Origin of the sequence: Lelliottia sp. RWM.1, assembly GCF_016859735.1 — a bacterium.
Lineage (GTDB): Bacteria > Pseudomonadota > Gammaproteobacteria > Enterobacterales > Enterobacteriaceae > Enterobacter.
On record NZ_WLVC01000023.1, the window covers coordinates 1 to 15,682 of the forward strand.

Below are 15,682 nucleotides of genomic sequence, written 5' to 3' on the forward strand. Positions count from 1 at the left end.
TTGGTGTTAACTTACTGAAGTATATGGATTATTGAGGTTTGAATTGTAAACAGGAATCGTATTCGGTCTCTTTTTATTTGTCTGTTTTCAGAGTGTTTTTCAGTGTTAACTTAAAATCCCCTGAAAGTTACTCGAAACTTCCATATCCTTTCTAAACCATAACACACTCTGCACCGCGTGCGTCCAGGTATTTTGGGGCGTTGTTAAATTTTTGCGGCTGACTGATCGTAGCATCAAAAGATATGCCGACAGACGCGTGAGTATGGTGTTATCAACATGTTATCGAGCCTCATACTTATTTCGTTTATGCTGATAAAGCAATTCGTCCGCTTTCAGGAAGGCGACTTCCAGGGTGTCGTCCTGGTGCAACTGATAGCTACCATATGAGAAGGCGACAATCTTATCCGTATCGATAGCCTGCAAATGATCCTGCGCCCGCGAAATAACATCCCGCGATTTCGATAATGTTGAATCGATAAGTATCAGGCTGAACTCATCTCCCCCCAGTCGTATCCCGTAATCACTTTTACGAATGGATTGCGCGAGAGCTGTGCCCAGGGATTGAATGGCTTTGTCTCCCATATGATGCCCGAGGGTGTCATTAATTTTTTTGAGACCGTCGCTATCAATGGCAACCACCGTAACAGGAATATTCTTTTCAATCAGAGTATTAATTTTATGTTCCAGCTCAGTAGTCAGAACTTTTCGGTTATAAAGTCCGGTCATTGCATCAGTGATGTTATCCCTTGATAGGGAATCATGACGCAGGAGTTGTTTTTGGGTATACCGAATTAATAACCAGGTACTTAGCAAATATAATGCAACCAACCACATGTTACTGATAATGATATATATAGCGTCGAGTTTTATGTGAAGGGTATAATATTTTGTAATGTCTTCTTTATGATTTATTAGATCAATGGACTTAATCGCGGGTTTATGGAATAAAATATCCGCACCTGTTGTGTTATCAGTGACGTATAAAGAAAGGAATTTCCAGAGTAAGGGGCGGTCGAATGTTTTAAATGATGTCGCCAGATCGTTAATATTAACATCAGTAATAAGAATTCCTTTGACTGTATTATTAATAAATACAGGGGTGAGCATGCTGATGATATTTTTCCTGGTGTAGCCATCTTTGTAAATATGTGACACGATATTTTCACCATGAATAAGGTCATTCAGGGCTGAGTCATCAATGGTGATGGTATGACCACTACGCGCAATATTAATACTATCTCCATCACCGACTAACCAGTTGCTAAATGTATAGTTGCGGCTGTCTACAAGATGATTGATATAAATATAATTATGTGCAAGATCAATATAATACCGAATGTTGTTGAAAGCGTATCCGGTGTAATTTGAAAAACTGTATTTAGGTGCGGTTTTTGTCTCAGTTTCGTGAAGGATCGGAAGTGCAGGGATATCGCTAATCCATTGCTCACACGATAAGTTCCGTGTCTGCAGAGTGCCATCAAGAGTCGCAACTTTTTTTGTCTTTAAGTTTAATCCAGAAATACTCCCCACTGTTTCGACATGGTGGCAAAGTTCCGCAAGTTTTTTTTGTGTATCACTATCCAGTGGTGCTTTCGACGAGAATGCTCTCGAAAGCCTGAATGCAATATTCTGATTAATGAACTCTTCATGAAAAAGTGCTGATTTACCATTTTCAGCAATATAGCCCATGTAATTTTGTAAGTTACGGACTTCGCGTAAAATAAGGGCGGAGAGAATAGAGGTTGTGCAAACAATGATAAGTATGGTTGCGCTAATGTACTTGCGTTGTGACAAAATGGTTATCTCCCTTTTAGAACCCCCCTAAAATACCTTCAAGTATAGCATTTATAATGGCAAGTTCTGTAAATCAGGAGTTTTTTGGAGTCGATTAAGAAACTTATACTTCTTATAAACCATCCCTTTTATTATTAAATAAAGAGTATGGAGATAAATTTCGCGTCTCCAGACAACAGAGACGCGCGGCCAAATGCAACAACGCCGGGTTAAAAGTGCGATTTCATGGCAGCTTCGATCTCATCCAGGAGTTCAAAGCGACGGCGATATTCAGCACGTTTTTTGCTGGCAATCTCTTCCAGGGATTTACGTTCCATTTGCAATGGTAATTGCCAGCGGAAAGTGGACAGTTTTTTTCCGTCGAGGGAACCCCAGAACTCATCATAGCTGGCGTGGAAATGGCGACCTTTGCTCAGGCGATAACGCAATGCACGAAATACATGGCCCTCATCACTCACCGCGTAGATGGCGCTGATGTTTGAGAGTGTTGCCAGCTGGAAAAGGACCTCCATCAGCACACGCTTTGGAAACAGTCCATGACAGGCGCGGGTTGCCAGCTTAATGGTGTCACGGGACACGCTACGGCGAGGACCTTGTAACCCGCCTATAATCAGTACGGATTGGCCATTTTCACGGGCAACGCTAAAGGTGAGGCTCGCAAGCAGTGTGTCTTCGTTGTCACGCAGCCACAATGTACTTTCACCTTCGCGCTCTGCCTTGCTGGCATTGGTTGCGTTGACGGAATAGCAGGCTCCGTCTTTGGCGTGAAACTGTACGATAGACTGCTCTTGTGGACTGGTCAGCGCATTGACAAGCTCTGCATCTTTCAGTGAGTCAATCCATTCATAGTGGCTCACAATCGCTTCCGCACGATCGTTAGCATTCATACCGCGCATAAGATACTGGCGATGCGTTTTACTCGGCAGCGTGATTTGCGATGCCAGCAGCTTGTCGAAGTCATCCCGACGAGACAAGGCTTCGAGCATACGGTGTGTTGACGACCAGAACAGCAAAGAGCGTAAAAGGAATTTCAACCGGTATTCGCGTTTTTGCCAGATGGGGCCTGGAACCCGTTTACCTTTCACCAGATCGGAAATGATAGTTGTGCGATGCGAATGTGGCGCATCGTTTTGCAGGCGCGTATTTGACACGTAAGAACCTCAGATTTTATGCATTGTATATTTTAGGGGGCATGCAAAAGTGGATTAATACTGGCGAGATCTTTATTTCCATTTAGTTTACTGTTTGTTTAGCTTCGTGGAAAGCAACAAAAAAACAGCGCCCTGAGCGCGTCTTTTGTGCGTAGCTATACTGCTTTAGAGGAGGCGCTATGTACCAGAGAATCAATGGTCAAGAGTGGCGGCACGTCTGGGTTGTCAGCGATATTCATGGCTGTTATCAGTGGCTGATGGAGGAATTAAAGCGCTGTCATTTTAATCCATATGAGGATTTGCTTATTTCCGTGGGAGATATCATTGACCGCGGACCAGACAGCGTGAAATGTCTGGAGCTCATGCATGAAAAATGGTTTCGTGCCGTCCGGGGAAACCATGAGCAAATGGCACTTGATAGCCTCGCCAATAATCACTTTGCTCTTTGGGCGATGAATGGCGGGCAGTGGTTTGCGGCGCTTGAAGAAGAGAAGAAGCAGCATGCATTCATATTGCTGGCTGCCTGTCGGGCATTGCCACATATTATTGAAATCACCTGTACAAATGGTCTGAACGTGATTGCACATGCTGATTACCCTGCTGCGGAGTATGCGTGGGGCAAACCCGTCAGTACCCACCGCGTGTTGTGGGAGCGTGAGCGATTAACGGGGTTTATGATTGGGAAAGGCCAGGGGATAAGCGGCGCGGATCACTTTTGGTTTGGGCATACGCCTGTCGATAAACGTTATGATTTTAACAATTTGCATTATATCGATACCGGGGCGGTCTTCGGCGGGGTTCTGACACTGGTGCAACTACAGTAATAAATAACCCGCCTTTGGGCGGGTTCTCTTTAGGTCAGGCAAGACGCATGACCCAGGCATCGGACTTACGATCGTAATGTTCACGGTAAAGAACGGAATGTTCGCCATCAAGAATCGCCGGGATGCTGATCTCGGCATCCCAGGCGTCCAGTTGCATGCACAAATCTGGATCAGATTTGCAGGGGATACTTAACGTTCGGTCACCTTGTGTTTCGCCGCGCAATTCTGCATCGTCGATTTCAAAAGCGCCTATTCGCACGCTGGTTTTCGTCATAATGCTCTCCGGTTTTTGCTGAAAATCTGGTATGACCAGTGTAGGCATACAATTTTTAGCGTAGACAAGGAGAGCAAAAGCGCCAGTAAAAAAATGCGTTTTTTTATGCGCTGCGATCGTTACCGGTAAACAAGCGACCATCACGAACCAGTTCGCGCGGATAGCTGTTTTTCAGTCGTGAACCGACTTTTTTCGCTAACCCTAATGGATAGCCTTGATACGTCACCACCACTTCATCACGCGAAGGACCCTTCTCCGGATAAATATCACGACCACGATACCATTCTTCGGCTTCCTGATGCGTCAGAGCGAATGTGTTTTCATTATCCGCTAATGCAATTACCGCCTCGTGCTGCCAGCGGTAGCCTTTGTTATGAACTTCGGCGAGCCTGATGCCGATGCGTGAAAAACGGACTTTACCGATGAGCGGTTCAATATTGACCGGGAAAAGCCAAATCTCTTTGTCACGTTGCCAGAGGCGAAGATTTTCGTTCCAGACAATTCCTGCTTTGTTTGCCGCCACTTCAGCCTGTGTGGCATCACGTCCTTTAAGCGGTGTGAAGGGGAAATTACCAACTTTGAATGTGGGCGCGGGTAAGGGAGGGATCGCGCGGGTTTTACGCAGGCGTGCCACAAAGAACCCCTCGCAGTCGAAGATCTGCGGGAAAACGTGCAAAAAACCTTCAGGCGTTACCGCGTCGTTTGCCGAGCTAAATAAATCGCCCAGTGGCAGAAACTCGACGGCATCCGGGTATTGTTTTTTAAGCCACAGGCAGACCTCTTCGTTCTCGTCACGGTTTAAGGTGCAGGTGGAGTAGACCAACGTGCCGCCTGGGCGCAACGCGTGGAATGCGCTGTCGATCAATTCGCGCTGTGTGGCGGCTATCTCCCGGTTACTCTCAGCAGACCAGTTCTTCAGTGCGTCAGGATCTTTACGCACCACCCCTTCGCCGGAGCAGGGGGCGTCCAGCAAAATAGCGTCGAAAGCTTCAGGTAATGCCGCGCCAAACACTCGCCCGTCAAAATGCGTCAGGGCAACATTGTGAATACCGCAGCGGCTGATGTTAGCGTGCAAGACTTTAACCCGGCTGGCTGAGAATTCATTCGCGAGGATCGTGCCCCGGTTTTCCATTCGTGCGGCAATCTGGGTGGTTTTTGAACCCGGTGCGGCTGCTACGTCCATGACCCGCTCCGGAGTATTACCCTCCGCGAAGAGGGCCGCGACGGGTAACATGGAGCTGGCTTCCTGAATATAAAACAAGCCGCTCAGGTGTTCTGCGGTGCTACCTAATGGCAGATCGTCTTCGCTATCCCGTTCAATCCAGAACCCTTCTTCACACCACGGAACAGGTGTCAGTTGCCAGTGATAGGGCGATACCCGTTCCAGAAATGCCTCCACGCTGATTTTTAGCGTATTGACGCGAATGCTACGGCGTAGCGGGCGCTGGCAGGCCGCAACAAAATCATCAAAGGAGAGGTGAGAAGGAAGCATCTCGCGCATTTGCGCCAGGAATTGATCGGGAAGAAAGACGGAATTTTGAGCCACGGGCACACCAAAGGGAATAAATCAGGCACGCAGTGTACCACAAAGGCTCCGGTGCGTTGACACCGGAGCCCGTCGATTATCGCGGCAGAGCCGTGCCCCACTCGCGCCATTCTTTTGGTTCACTTTCCAGTAGCAGGAAGTGTTTACCTGGCTGCGCCTTGGGTGCTAACGGTGTGCCAGGCGGCGTCGCGAAGGCAATTCCTCCCCGGATGAACTGATTGAATGTGCCGGTTTTCACCACACCGCCGGTCAGACCAAAGTCCAGCGAATAGCCTGATGCCAGCCAGAATACCGAGTTGTTACGTACGAGATGCTGATAACGTTCGCTAATTCGCAAGGCCACCATCACACGATCGGACAGTGTACCGAGCGTCAGGCCCGTTACTGTACCCACTTCAATACCGCGGAAAAGCACCGGCGTGCCGATGTTAAGTGAACCGGCTTCCGGAACCTCAACCACAATGCTCAGGCCATCAAGATAACGTGAGTCGGTGATGGTGGCTTCCTGCAATTCGAAATCGCGACGGGCATTGCCCTGGCCGGGTTCGACGTTGATGTAAGGCTGCAAAATAGTGTCGAGGTGCTCCACGCCAGCGGCCGAAATTTGTGGTGTGACCACAGAGAAACGTGTTCCTGTGCGGGCGAAGGTTTGTACATATTCCGGGTACAGTACGGCGGTTGCCTGCACTTCGTTGCGGGCGGTGATCAGCGTCAGCTTTTGGATCTGCCCAATATCTATCCCCAGGTAGCGAATTGGCATGCCTTCAGCCAGTTTCCCGGCGTCGAACGCATGCAGTGTAATTTGTCCGCCCACGGCGCGTGCTGCCGTTTCTGAAGGGAACAGAATGCGTTTATCTCCTTTGCGCAGGTTTGCTCCTGCGCCACTAAGATTGTCGAAACTGATCGCCCCCCGCAGAGCACGGGAGAGAGGAGAGGCCTGAACGGTCAGTCCGCTACCGTTGAGTTGCACTTTCGCACCCCCCTCAGCCCAGAACACGCTATTGCGCGTCAATAAATGACGGTACTCTGGTTTGATGTTCAGTTCGATATCAAAAGCATCCGCGCGTGGACGTACGGTAATTACTTCTCCTATCTGAAATTTGCGGTACAACACAACAGAACCGGTCTGGACATCAGGGAGTGTTTCCGCACTTAACGTCAGAGTGGTCGTGGGTAGATCGCTCAGGCTGTTCTCGACCGCTTTGTCCAGATTGGCGTACAGCGGGTAATTCTCGCGTAGCGGCCCCTTTTCACCGGGCAGAATACGAATACCGCCGTTTACCCATTCACTGGCGCTGGCGCCAAGAAATTCAATGCCATCTAGCCCGACTTTAACGTCAACGCGGCTATTGACCACAAATTTGCTGTCGCCATGCAACAGGTCACGGTATTGCGGATCGATGGCGACAGAAAAGGTTACGCCATTCTCTGTCAGCGTACGCTCCAGAACCTGGCCGACCTGGACACCGTGTAAAATCAACGGCTGCCCTGCGTCAATGCCATAGCTTTCGGGGGCATTGAGTGTGACGGTCACAACCCCTGGTTTTTGCAGAAGCGCCTTGTCTGCCGGGGCAATTGTGAATGTGCTGGTAGGTTCGCCATCACCTGGGATCAACTCAAAAGTGCTACCAGTGAGAAGACTGCTGATGCTGGTATCGCTCAGTGACAATTTAGGATTACGTAGTTCTAACCGGGTGTTGCTGCGCAGGAGATCCACAACGCTTGGGTCGACGGTCATTTCTCCGGATACAGAACCGCCAGGGTTAAGCGTCATTTTGGTCAGTTGCCCGACCTGTAATCCCTGATACATCAGTGGAGTCGAGCCGGCTTTTAACCCTTTAGCATCGGGTAACACCAGTTTTACGATCACACCACGCTGGCTGTGCGCCAAATCAGCATAGAGCCCGAAAATATCATCAGCCGTTGCGTCCGCAGAATGCTCCGGGGAATCGAATGCGATTGCGCCATTGACCAGTGCAGCAAGGCTTTCCAGTTTGACCTTCGCCCCGCTTAAGCTGAGGTCCGCGTCGACGCCGGAAACATTCCAGAAGCGGCTGCCTTTTTTGACCAGATTCGTGAAGCGTCGCTCGATTAACACATCGATGGTGACACCTTGTTTGTTTGGGTTAATGGTGTAGTCATACACACGCCCAACGGGGATTTTCCGGAAATAGACCAGCGAGCCACTATTGAGAGATCCTAAATCCGGCGCTTGCAGATGGATCATCAAATCACCGTTGTTCAGACGGTATTTGGGCTGCGTGTCGAGCGCGGTAAAATGGTCCTGAGGCTCACCTTTGCCAGGCATCATACCGATATAGTTACCGCCCACGAGGGCATCAAGTCCGGAGACGCCAGCCAGAGAGGCTTTAGGCGTCACTAACCAGAACTGGGTTTCGCTACGTAACGCATCTTGCATGTCTGACTTAATGCTCGCCCGAACCTGGATCTTATTCAGACTTTTTCCGAGTGTTATCTCCTGAACGGTTCCCACTTCGACGCCCTGGAAACGCACAGGCGTGCGTCCGGCAACAATGCCGTCAGCAGACTGGAAATCAATGGTGATGGTGTTACCGCGATCTTCATAGCTCGTCCAGATTAGCCAGCCGGCGATCATCAGGGCGATAACCGGCAGCAGCCAGAATGGCGAAATACGACGTTTTGTTTTAATTCTCGCTTCAGTCGGCGAAGCGGGCGTTTCCTGACTCATGTGCATCCCAAAGTAAGCGGCTATCCAGCCATTCCACTGCAAGAATAGTCAAAATCACCGCAGAGCCGAAGAAAAACGCTGCGGGTCCCATTGTAAAAGCAAGTAACTGGTCGCGATTAATCAGCGACATCATCAACGAAATCACAAACAAATCCAACATTGACCAGCGGCCAATCCAGGTCACGAGCCGCAGAAGCAAGATTCGCGTGCGTAACCCTTGTTCACATTTAAAGTGAATGCTGACGAGCAGAGTAAACATCACCACTACTTTGGTAAACGGAACGAGGATACTGGCAATGAAAACAACGCCTGCAATTGCGACGTTACTGTGGGCAAGCGAAATGATGCCGGACAGAATAGTATCCTCTTGCCTGCCGCCGTTAACGTAAATAACCGAAATCGGCAGCATGTTGGCGGGTATCAGCAGCACGACTGAAGCAATCAGAGCCGCCCAACATTTCTGTAGGCTATTGTTGCGTCGAAGCCTTAACGGAATATGGCAACGTGGGCATCGACCTCTGGCATCAGGCTGGCCGGTGTAATGACAGCCCAGACAGACGCGGAGATTCGCATCCGGGCGTGTGGCGGGGCGTTGCGGGTAAAAGCGTTCCCAAAGCTGCTCTACATTCAGGTGGATAAGCGTCAGAATGCTAAGTAATACCAGTGAGATGAAGGCAATCAGACCAATGCCAGGCTGTAAAAAAGCATAGTCTTGTACCTTAATAGATGCGACGCCAATACCGACCAGATAAATGTCGAGCATTACCCACTCTTTGAGTTTTTCGAGCATCAACAGGACTGGGCGTAAGTTCATTCCAAGGATGTTGCCAAACCACAAATAGGCAATGGCTGCGACCAGTATCAGTGGCGCACCTATAGTACAAAACAGGACCATTGTTGCGGTCAGTGGATCGCCCTGACGGGTCATTTGCCAAATTCCCTGAAGTACGTTGGCATCAATACGAACCCCAAGAAGATAGAGTTTGAGCAGTGGCTCACTCCAGGCAAAAGGCATTAACATCAGCATGGTGACGGCCATGGCGGCGAGTCGGGTCAACGACCAGTCACGTCCATCGCGGATTTTGGCGTTACAGCGTGGGCAAAACGCACTTTGATGCGATTTCATCTTCGGCAACATAAAAAGCGTATCGCACTGAGGGCAACGCTGATAATGTGCACGAGGCAGCGCATCGCTGACCGCATGGACTGTTATTTTTTTTGCCGGCGTAATTTTGGGTGTTTTTAAGGCCATCAGTCGCGCATAAATTAGAATTGTTAAGTGTTATCTTAACTCATGAATGGAATCATCTTGAGCATGAGCGCATTTAATGCTTATTTAAATAGGCTATGCAGTAATTTTGTAAGACAACCAAGTGATTGAATAATGAACAAAACAGAATTCTACGCGGATCTGAACCGCGATTTTCAGGCATTGATGGCAGGTGAGACCAGCTTCTTAGCCACTCTGGCAAATACAAGTGCATTATTGTTTGAGCGTCTGACTGACGTGAACTGGGCCGGTTTTTATCTTCTTGAAGACGATACGCTGGTGCTTGGGCCATTCCAGGGCAAGATTGCCTGTGTGCGTATCCCCGTTGGTCGCGGTGTGTGCGGTACTGCGGTTGCACAGAATCAGGTACAGCGCGTAGAAGATGTTCATGCTTTCGATGGACACATAGCCTGCGATGCTGCCAGCAATGCTGAAATCGTTCTTCCGCTGGTGGTGAAAAATCAGATTATTGGTGTTCTGGATATCGACAGCACGGCCTTCAGCCGCTTTACATCTGAGGATGAACAAGGGTTGCGTGAGCTGGTTGGACATCTGGAAAATGTACTGGTAGCGACCGATTATCAAAAATTCTTTGCGAGCGTCGCAGGATAATCAACGGATAACGTAGCATTTACTGATGGCGTCATTATAATGACGCCTGTTCATGCCTGCGCTAGTTGGCAACGTCCGTTGTAATCAGGAAATTTCATGGAAAATCAACCTAAGTTGAATAGCAGTAAAGAAGTTATCGCATTTCTGGCTGAGCGTTTCCCGCAGTGCTTTAGCGCTGAAGGCGAAGCTCGTCCCCTGAAAGTCGGTATTTTTCAGGATCTGGTAGCGCGAGTTGAGGGTGAGATGAATCTCAGTAAAACCCAACTTCGTTCCGCTCTGCGTCTTTATACGTCGAGCTGGCGCTACCTGTACGGTATCAAACCGGGCGCAACCCGAGTCGACCTCGACGGCAACCCTTGTGGTGAGCTGGATGAGCAGCATGTTGAGCACGCACGTAAACAACTGGAAGAAGCGAAAGCGCGCGTCCAGGCTCAGCGTGCAGAACAGCAGGCTAAAAAACGCGAAGCCGCAGCGGCAAATGGCCAGGAAGAAACCCCTCGTCGTGAACGTAAACCACGTCCTGCACCGCGTCGTAATGACAATAGCGATCGCAAGCCGCGTGCTGATAAACCAGCAGCTAAAGCCCCTCGTGCGCCTCGCGAAGAGCAGCGCCACACGCCAGTTTCTGACATTTCCGCGTTAAGCGTGGGTCAGGCTCTGAAAGTAAAAGCGGGTAACAATGCGATGGACGCCACCGTACTGGAAATCACCAAAGATGGCGTTCGAGTACAGCTGACTTCTGGTATGTCAATGATTGTACGCGCAGAACACTTGTTGTTCTGAAACGGAGGCCAAGCCTGGCATGAACACTTTTTTTAAGCTCACCGCGCTGGCTGGCCTGTTTGCTATAACAGGTCACGCTTTCGCTGTGGACGATATTACGCGTGTTGATCAAATTCCTGTATTAAAGGAAGAAACACAGCACGCGACGGTGAGTGAACGCGTGACGTCGCGTTTCACTCGTTCGCATTATCGTCAGTTTGATCTCGATCAGGCCTTTTCGGCCAAAATCTTCGACCGCTATCTGAACTTGCTGGATTACAGCCATAACGTATTGCTGGCCAGCGATATCGAACAGTTCGCAAAACGTAAATCCGACGTGGGCGATGAGCTACGTTCTGGTAAGTTGGATCTGTTCTACGACCTGTATAATTTGTCACAAAAGCGCCGCTTTGAACGTTATCAATATGCGCTGAAAGTGCTGGAGCGTCCAATGGACTTTACCGGCACTGACACCTTCAATCTGGACCGCAGTAAAGCGCCCTGGCCGAAAGATGAAGCCGAGTTGAATGCGCTGTGGGACGCGAAAGTTAAGTATGATGGGCTGAGCCTCAAACTCACCGGTAAAGATGATAAAGAGATTCGTGAAACTCTGACGCGTCGTTATAAATTTGCCATTCGTCGCCTCGCGCAGACCAACAGTGAAGATGTTTTCTCACTGGCAATGACTGCGTTCGCTCACGAAATCGACCCGCATACAAACTACCTTTCCCCGCGTAACACCGAGCAATTCAACACTGAAATGAGCTTGTCTCTGGAAGGTATTGGCGCGGTGCTGCAGATGGATGATGACTATACCGTGATCAACTCAATGGTCGCGGGTGGTCCTGCATCCAAAAGTAAAGCGATTAGCGTAGGCGATCGCATTGTGGGTGTGGGTCAGACAGGACAGAATATTGTCGACGTGATCGGCTGGCGTCTTGATGACGTTGTGGCTTTGATCAAAGGCCCGAAAGGCAGCAAGGTACGCCTTGAGGTTCTGCCTGCAGGCAAAGGCACGAAAACCCGTATCGTTACCCTGACCCGTGAACGGATCCGCCTGGAAGATCGCGCGGTAAAAATGTCAGTGAAAACGGTGGGTAAAGAGAAGGTGGGTGTTCTGGATATTCCCGGCTTCTACGTTGGTTTGACGGACGATGTAAAAGTACAGTTGCAGAAACTGGATAAGCAGAATGTCAGTAGCATCATCATTGATTTGCGTAGCAACGGTGGTGGCGCATTGACGGAAGCTGTCTCCCTTTCCGGTCTGTTTATCCCATCGGGTCCTGTGGTTCAGGTGCGTGATAACAACGGTAAAGTGCGTGAAGATGCAGACACTGATGGTGTGGTTTATTACAAAGGCCCACTGGTGGTACTGGTCGACCGCTTCAGTGCTTCGGCGTCCGAAATCTTTGCCGCAGCGATGCAGGATTATGGCCGCGCACTGATCGTCGGTGAACCGACCTTCGGTAAAGGTACGGTACAACAATATCGTTCACTGAATCGTATTTATGATCAGATGCTGCGTCCAGAGTGGCCTGCACTGGGTTCCGTCCAGTACACCATTCAGAAATTCTACCGTGTGAATGGCGGCAGTACGCAGCGTAAAGGCGTCACCCCGGATATCATGATGCCAACGGGTACGGAAGAGACCGAAACGGGTGAAAAGTTTGAAGATAATGCGTTGCCGTGGGATAGCATTAATGCCGCGACATACGTTAAATCTGGCGACATGACCCAGTTTGGCCCTGAACTGCTGAAAGATCATAATGATCGTATTGCCCAGGATCCTGAATTCCAGTACATCATGAAGGACATTGCTCGATTCAATGCTCTGAAGGATAAGCGGAATATTGTTTCTCTCAATTATGCCCAGCGTGAGAAAGAGAACACCGAGGATGATGCAACACGTCTGGCGCGTATTAATGACCGCTTTAAACGTGAAGGTAAGACTCCGCTTAAAAAACTGGAGGATCTGCCTAAGGATTACCAGGAGCCTGATCCGTACCTGAATGAGACGGTGCATATCGCCCTCGACCTGGCACATCTGGAAAAAGAAAAGCCCGCTGAGCAACCAACTCCGGCAAAATAACCCCCAACAGGCACAAGATATTGTGCCTGTTTTTTTAGTTCTGCATCTTCCCGTCAAGCAGATTTTCAATTGTGTAAAGTTGTGTCTTTCTGGTGACTTACGCACGCTGAATCCTTGAAAATAGCCACAATACCCATACGATGTGGGTAATCGCATAGTGCGTTTTGTTAAACTGAGGTTAAAAGAAAATTATGATGCGAATCGCGCTCTTCCTGCTCACCAACCTGGCGGTTATGGTGGTTTTCGGGCTCGTGCTAAGCCTGACAGGAATTCAGTCGAGCAGCGTTCAGGGCCTGTTAATTATGGCGCTGCTGTTTGGTTTTGGTGGCTCCTTCATCTCACTGTTAATGTCGAAGTGGATGGCGTTGAAGTCTGTCGGTGGCGAGGTTATCGAACAACCACGTAACGATATGGAACAATGGTTAATGAACACCGTTGCGCAGCAATCCCGTCAGGCGGGTATTGCCATGCCGCAGGTTGCTATTTACCACGCTCCGGATATTAACGCGTTCGCAACGGGGGCTCGGCGTGATGCGTCGCTTGTCGCTGTCAGCACCGGGTTGTTGCAAAACATGAGCCGTGACGAGGCTGAAGCGGTGATTGCTCACGAAATTAGCCATATCGCAAACGGAGATATGGTGACCATGACCCTTATTCAGGGTGTGGTGAACACCTTCGTGATCTTCATTTCCCGTATTCTGGCGCAGATTGCGGCTGGGTTCATGGGGGGCAACCGTGATGACGGTGAGGAAAGCAATGGTAACCCTCTGATCTATTTCGCAGTTTCGATGGTACTGGAGCTGGTATTCGGCATCCTGGCAAGCATCATTACCATGTGGTTCTCCCGTCACCGTGAATTCCACGCGGATGCGGGTTCTGCGAAACTGGTTGGGCGTGAGAAGATGATTGCTGCGCTACAGCGACTGAAAACCAGCTATGAGCCGCAGGAAGCGACCAGCATGATGGCCTTCTGCATAAACGGTAAATCGAAATCGCTGAGTGAGCTGTTTATGTCTCACCCGCCGCTGGATAAGCGTATCGAAGCCCTGCGTAGTGGCGAATACATCAAATAACTAAAGGTGTTTGCCGGAGATTCCGGCAAACACGTCTAACGTTCCAAAGGCCGGGTATAGCATCATCGCCACCCGGTTTTTTTACGCCTCAGTTCGGGGTTGGGTCACACGCAGACCGCTTATAATGGCAGCGAAAGTGGCAAGTGAGCCGGCCAGCAGCAGGGCAACATGTGTACCGCTTTGGCCTGAAAGATTGAACATCAAAGCGACCAGTGCTGCGCCTGTACTTTGTCCAAGTAAACGCGCAGTGCCCAGCATTCCGCTGGCTCCGCCACTCCGGTTTCGTGGAGCTGCGGTGATAATCGTATGGTTGTTAGGTGACTGGAACAGACCAAAACCTGCGCCACACAACACCATGCGCCAGATGATGTCGGCATCTGTTGGTGATGACGGCAACAGCGCGAGGGCAAAAAGACCTGCTGCCATCACCAGTAGCCCCAGAGCCCCCAGTAAACCTGCATGAACTCGCTCAATAAGATAACCTGCCAGTGGAGCCATCACCATTGTCGCCAGCGGCCATGGAGTGAGAAGTAACCCTGTTTCGACTTCGGTACGGCCGACGATGCTTTGCAGGAAAAAGGGCAGAGATACCAGGGCCAACATTTGGGCGCAGAAGGAGCAAATGGATGTACCGATGGAAAGCGAAAACAGTGGAATACGCAACAAGTCGACAGGCAGCAGTGGAACAGGCATCGCCAACTGGCGACGCACAAAGAAGAAACCAATGACCAGCATCGCCACGATTTCGACTGCGATTAATGCGAGTGATTGCCCTTGAGCAAAGCCGCTAAGCGCAGTAATGAGCAGACCGAAGGTCAGGGCATTCATCACAGCACTGGGCAGATCGAAACGTGGGGCGGTGCTTTTTGCGCCATTAGCAGGTAAAAAGCGAAGGGCAAAAACCAAGGCAATGACCCCAAGCGGTACATTAATCAAAAACAGCCATTGCCAGGATGCGACGGACAAGATGGCTGCAGCAATAGTGGGGCCAGCAGCGGAAGAGACAGCCACAATGAATGAGTTAATGCCCATGCCACGCCCAAGGTGACGTTGTGGATAGATGAGGCGTATTAACGCTGTGTTGACGCTCATTAAGGCCGCCCCTCCAAAACCTTGCGCGATACGGGCTATGGTCAGGGTGTGAAGTGAATCAGACAAAGCGCAAAACAGAGAGGTCAGCGTAAAAACCACCAGACCACATTGATAAACGCGGCGGTAACCAAACATATCACCCAGAAAAGAGAGTGAAAGCAAAGAGACAACAATGGCTATCTGATACGCGTTAACTATCCAGATGGAACTGGCAGGAGAGGCGTGCAGATCGCTGGCGATAGTGGGTAATGCAACGTTAGCAATTGCACCGTCGAGAACCGCCATTGAAATGCCAATAATGATTGTGGCAATTGCGCCATAGCGCTGGGGCAATGGCAGACCATCGGAAAGGTTTTTTTCCATTATTGATGAATAGCTCAGTGTGTAATTATTCTCAGAGTAACTATTTTAGCATTGTTAATTCGGTTTTATGTCGCAGATTTGTAACGAAGTAAACGCGGATTGATTGCAGGGAGCCGACCGTG

12 protein-coding genes are annotated in these 15,682 nt (G+C 49.7%); 5 read left to right on the top strand and 7 right to left on the bottom strand.

What is annotated here, in order from left to right; genetic code table 11:
• Positions 1-279: 279 nt before the first annotated feature.
• Together dgcJ and GF617_RS16080 are read right to left on the bottom strand one after the other, a co-directional pair.
• Positions 280-1,794 (bottom strand): diguanylate cyclase DgcJ, encoded by a 1,515-nt coding sequence (gene dgcJ, locus GF617_RS16075; RefSeq protein WP_203452082.1) that lies wholly within the window; start codon positions 1,792-1,794, stop codon positions 280-282.
• A gap of 209 nt (positions 1,795-2,003) precedes the next feature.
• Positions 2,004-2,945 carry a VirK/YbjX family protein gene (locus tag GF617_RS16080; protein ID WP_203452083.1) on the bottom strand — a complete coding sequence of 314 codons (942 nt, stop codon included), beginning with the start codon at positions 2,943-2,945 and terminating at the stop codon, positions 2,004-2,006.
• A 179-nt stretch (positions 2,946-3,124) separates the two neighbouring features.
• Here GF617_RS16080 and pphA point away from each other — a divergent pair, with 179 nt between their 5' ends.
• Positions 3,125-3,769, top strand: coding sequence for a protein-serine/threonine phosphatase (pphA, locus tag GF617_RS16085; RefSeq protein ID WP_181619808.1), 645 nt, complete (start codon positions 3,125-3,127; stop codon positions 3,767-3,769).
• A 34-nt stretch (positions 3,770-3,803) separates the two neighbouring features.
• Here the strand turns inward: pphA and GF617_RS16090 are convergent, their stop codons facing one another.
• The 4 genes from GF617_RS16090 to yebS form a co-directional block, all read right to left on the bottom strand.
• Entirely contained in the window at positions 3,804-4,043 is a 240-nt protein-coding gene (locus GF617_RS16090) for a YebV family protein (RefSeq protein WP_181619807.1), read from the bottom strand.
• A gap of 103 nt (positions 4,044-4,146) precedes the next feature.
• Positions 4,147-5,589, bottom strand: a complete 1,443-nt coding sequence (rsmF, locus tag GF617_RS16095; RefSeq protein WP_203452084.1) for a 16S rRNA (cytosine(1407)-C(5))-methyltransferase RsmF — start codon at positions 5,587-5,589, stop codon at positions 4,147-4,149.
• Positions 5,590-5,665: 76 nt separating this feature from the next.
• Entirely contained in the window at positions 5,666-8,299 is a 2,634-nt protein-coding gene (locus GF617_RS16100; RefSeq protein WP_203452085.1) for a PqiB family protein, read from the bottom strand.
• Entirely contained in the window at positions 8,268-9,551 is a 1,284-nt protein-coding gene (gene yebS, locus GF617_RS16105; protein ID WP_203452086.1) for a membrane integrity lipid transport subunit YebS, read from the bottom strand. Before yebS ends, GF617_RS16100 begins: the two co-directional genes overlap by 32 nt.
• 132 nt (positions 9,552-9,683) lie before the next feature.
• On the opposite strand from yebS, the gene GF617_RS16110 reads away from it, so the two are divergent.
• The 4 genes from GF617_RS16110 (at position 9,684) to htpX (ending at position 14,105) form a co-directional block, all read left to right on the top strand.
• Positions 9,684-10,181, top strand: coding sequence for a GAF domain-containing protein (locus GF617_RS16110; protein ID WP_181619803.1), 498 nt, complete (start codon positions 9,684-9,686; stop codon positions 10,179-10,181).
• Between the two features lie 96 nt (positions 10,182-10,277).
• Positions 10,278-10,964: an RNA chaperone ProQ gene (gene proQ, locus GF617_RS16115; protein ID WP_181619802.1), complete on the top strand. Its 687-nt coding sequence runs from the start codon at positions 10,278-10,280 to the stop codon at positions 10,962-10,964.
• Positions 10,965-10,983: 19 nt separating this feature from the next.
• Positions 10,984-13,032, top strand: a complete 2,049-nt coding sequence (prc, locus tag GF617_RS16120; RefSeq protein WP_203452087.1) for a carboxy terminal-processing peptidase — start codon at positions 10,984-10,986, stop codon at positions 13,030-13,032.
• A 191-nt stretch (positions 13,033-13,223) separates the two neighbouring features.
• On the top strand, positions 13,224-14,105 hold the full coding sequence (gene htpX, locus GF617_RS16125) for a protease HtpX (RefSeq protein ID WP_181619800.1): 882 nt from the start codon (positions 13,224-13,226) through the stop codon (positions 14,103-14,105).
• An 81-nt stretch (positions 14,106-14,186) separates the two neighbouring features.
• Here the strand turns inward: htpX and GF617_RS16130 are convergent, their stop codons facing one another.
• Positions 14,187-15,560: an MFS transporter gene (locus GF617_RS16130; RefSeq protein ID WP_181619799.1), complete on the bottom strand. Its 1,374-nt coding sequence runs from the start codon at positions 15,558-15,560 to the stop codon at positions 14,187-14,189.
• Positions 15,561-15,682: the final 122 nt, after the last annotated feature.

Bases quoted from the DNA above. Each gene is read 5' to 3' on its own strand.
- pphA (WP_181619808.1), top strand. From the start codon at position 3,125: ATGTACCAGAGAATCAATGGTCAAGAGTGGCGGCACGTCTGGGTTGTC.
- GF617_RS16090 (WP_181619807.1), bottom strand. From the start codon at position 4,043: ATGACGAAAACCAGCGTGCGAATAGGCGCTTTTGAAATCGACGATGCA.
- GF617_RS16100 (WP_203452085.1), bottom strand. From the start codon at position 8,299: ATGAGTCAGGAAACGCCCGCTTCGCCGACTGAAGCGAGAATTAAAACA.
- yebS (WP_203452086.1), bottom strand. From the start codon at position 9,551: ATGGCCTTAAAAACACCCAAAATTACGCCGGCAAAAAAAATAACAGTC.
- GF617_RS16110 (WP_181619803.1), top strand. From the start codon at position 9,684: ATGAACAAAACAGAATTCTACGCGGATCTGAACCGCGATTTTCAGGCA.
- proQ (WP_181619802.1), top strand. From the start codon at position 10,278: ATGGAAAATCAACCTAAGTTGAATAGCAGTAAAGAAGTTATCGCATTT.
- prc (WP_203452087.1), top strand. From the start codon at position 10,984: ATGAACACTTTTTTTAAGCTCACCGCGCTGGCTGGCCTGTTTGCTATA.
- htpX (WP_181619800.1), top strand. From the start codon at position 13,224: ATGATGCGAATCGCGCTCTTCCTGCTCACCAACCTGGCGGTTATGGTG.
- GF617_RS16130 (WP_181619799.1), bottom strand. From the start codon at position 15,560: ATGGAAAAAAACCTTTCCGATGGTCTGCCATTGCCCCAGCGCTATGGC.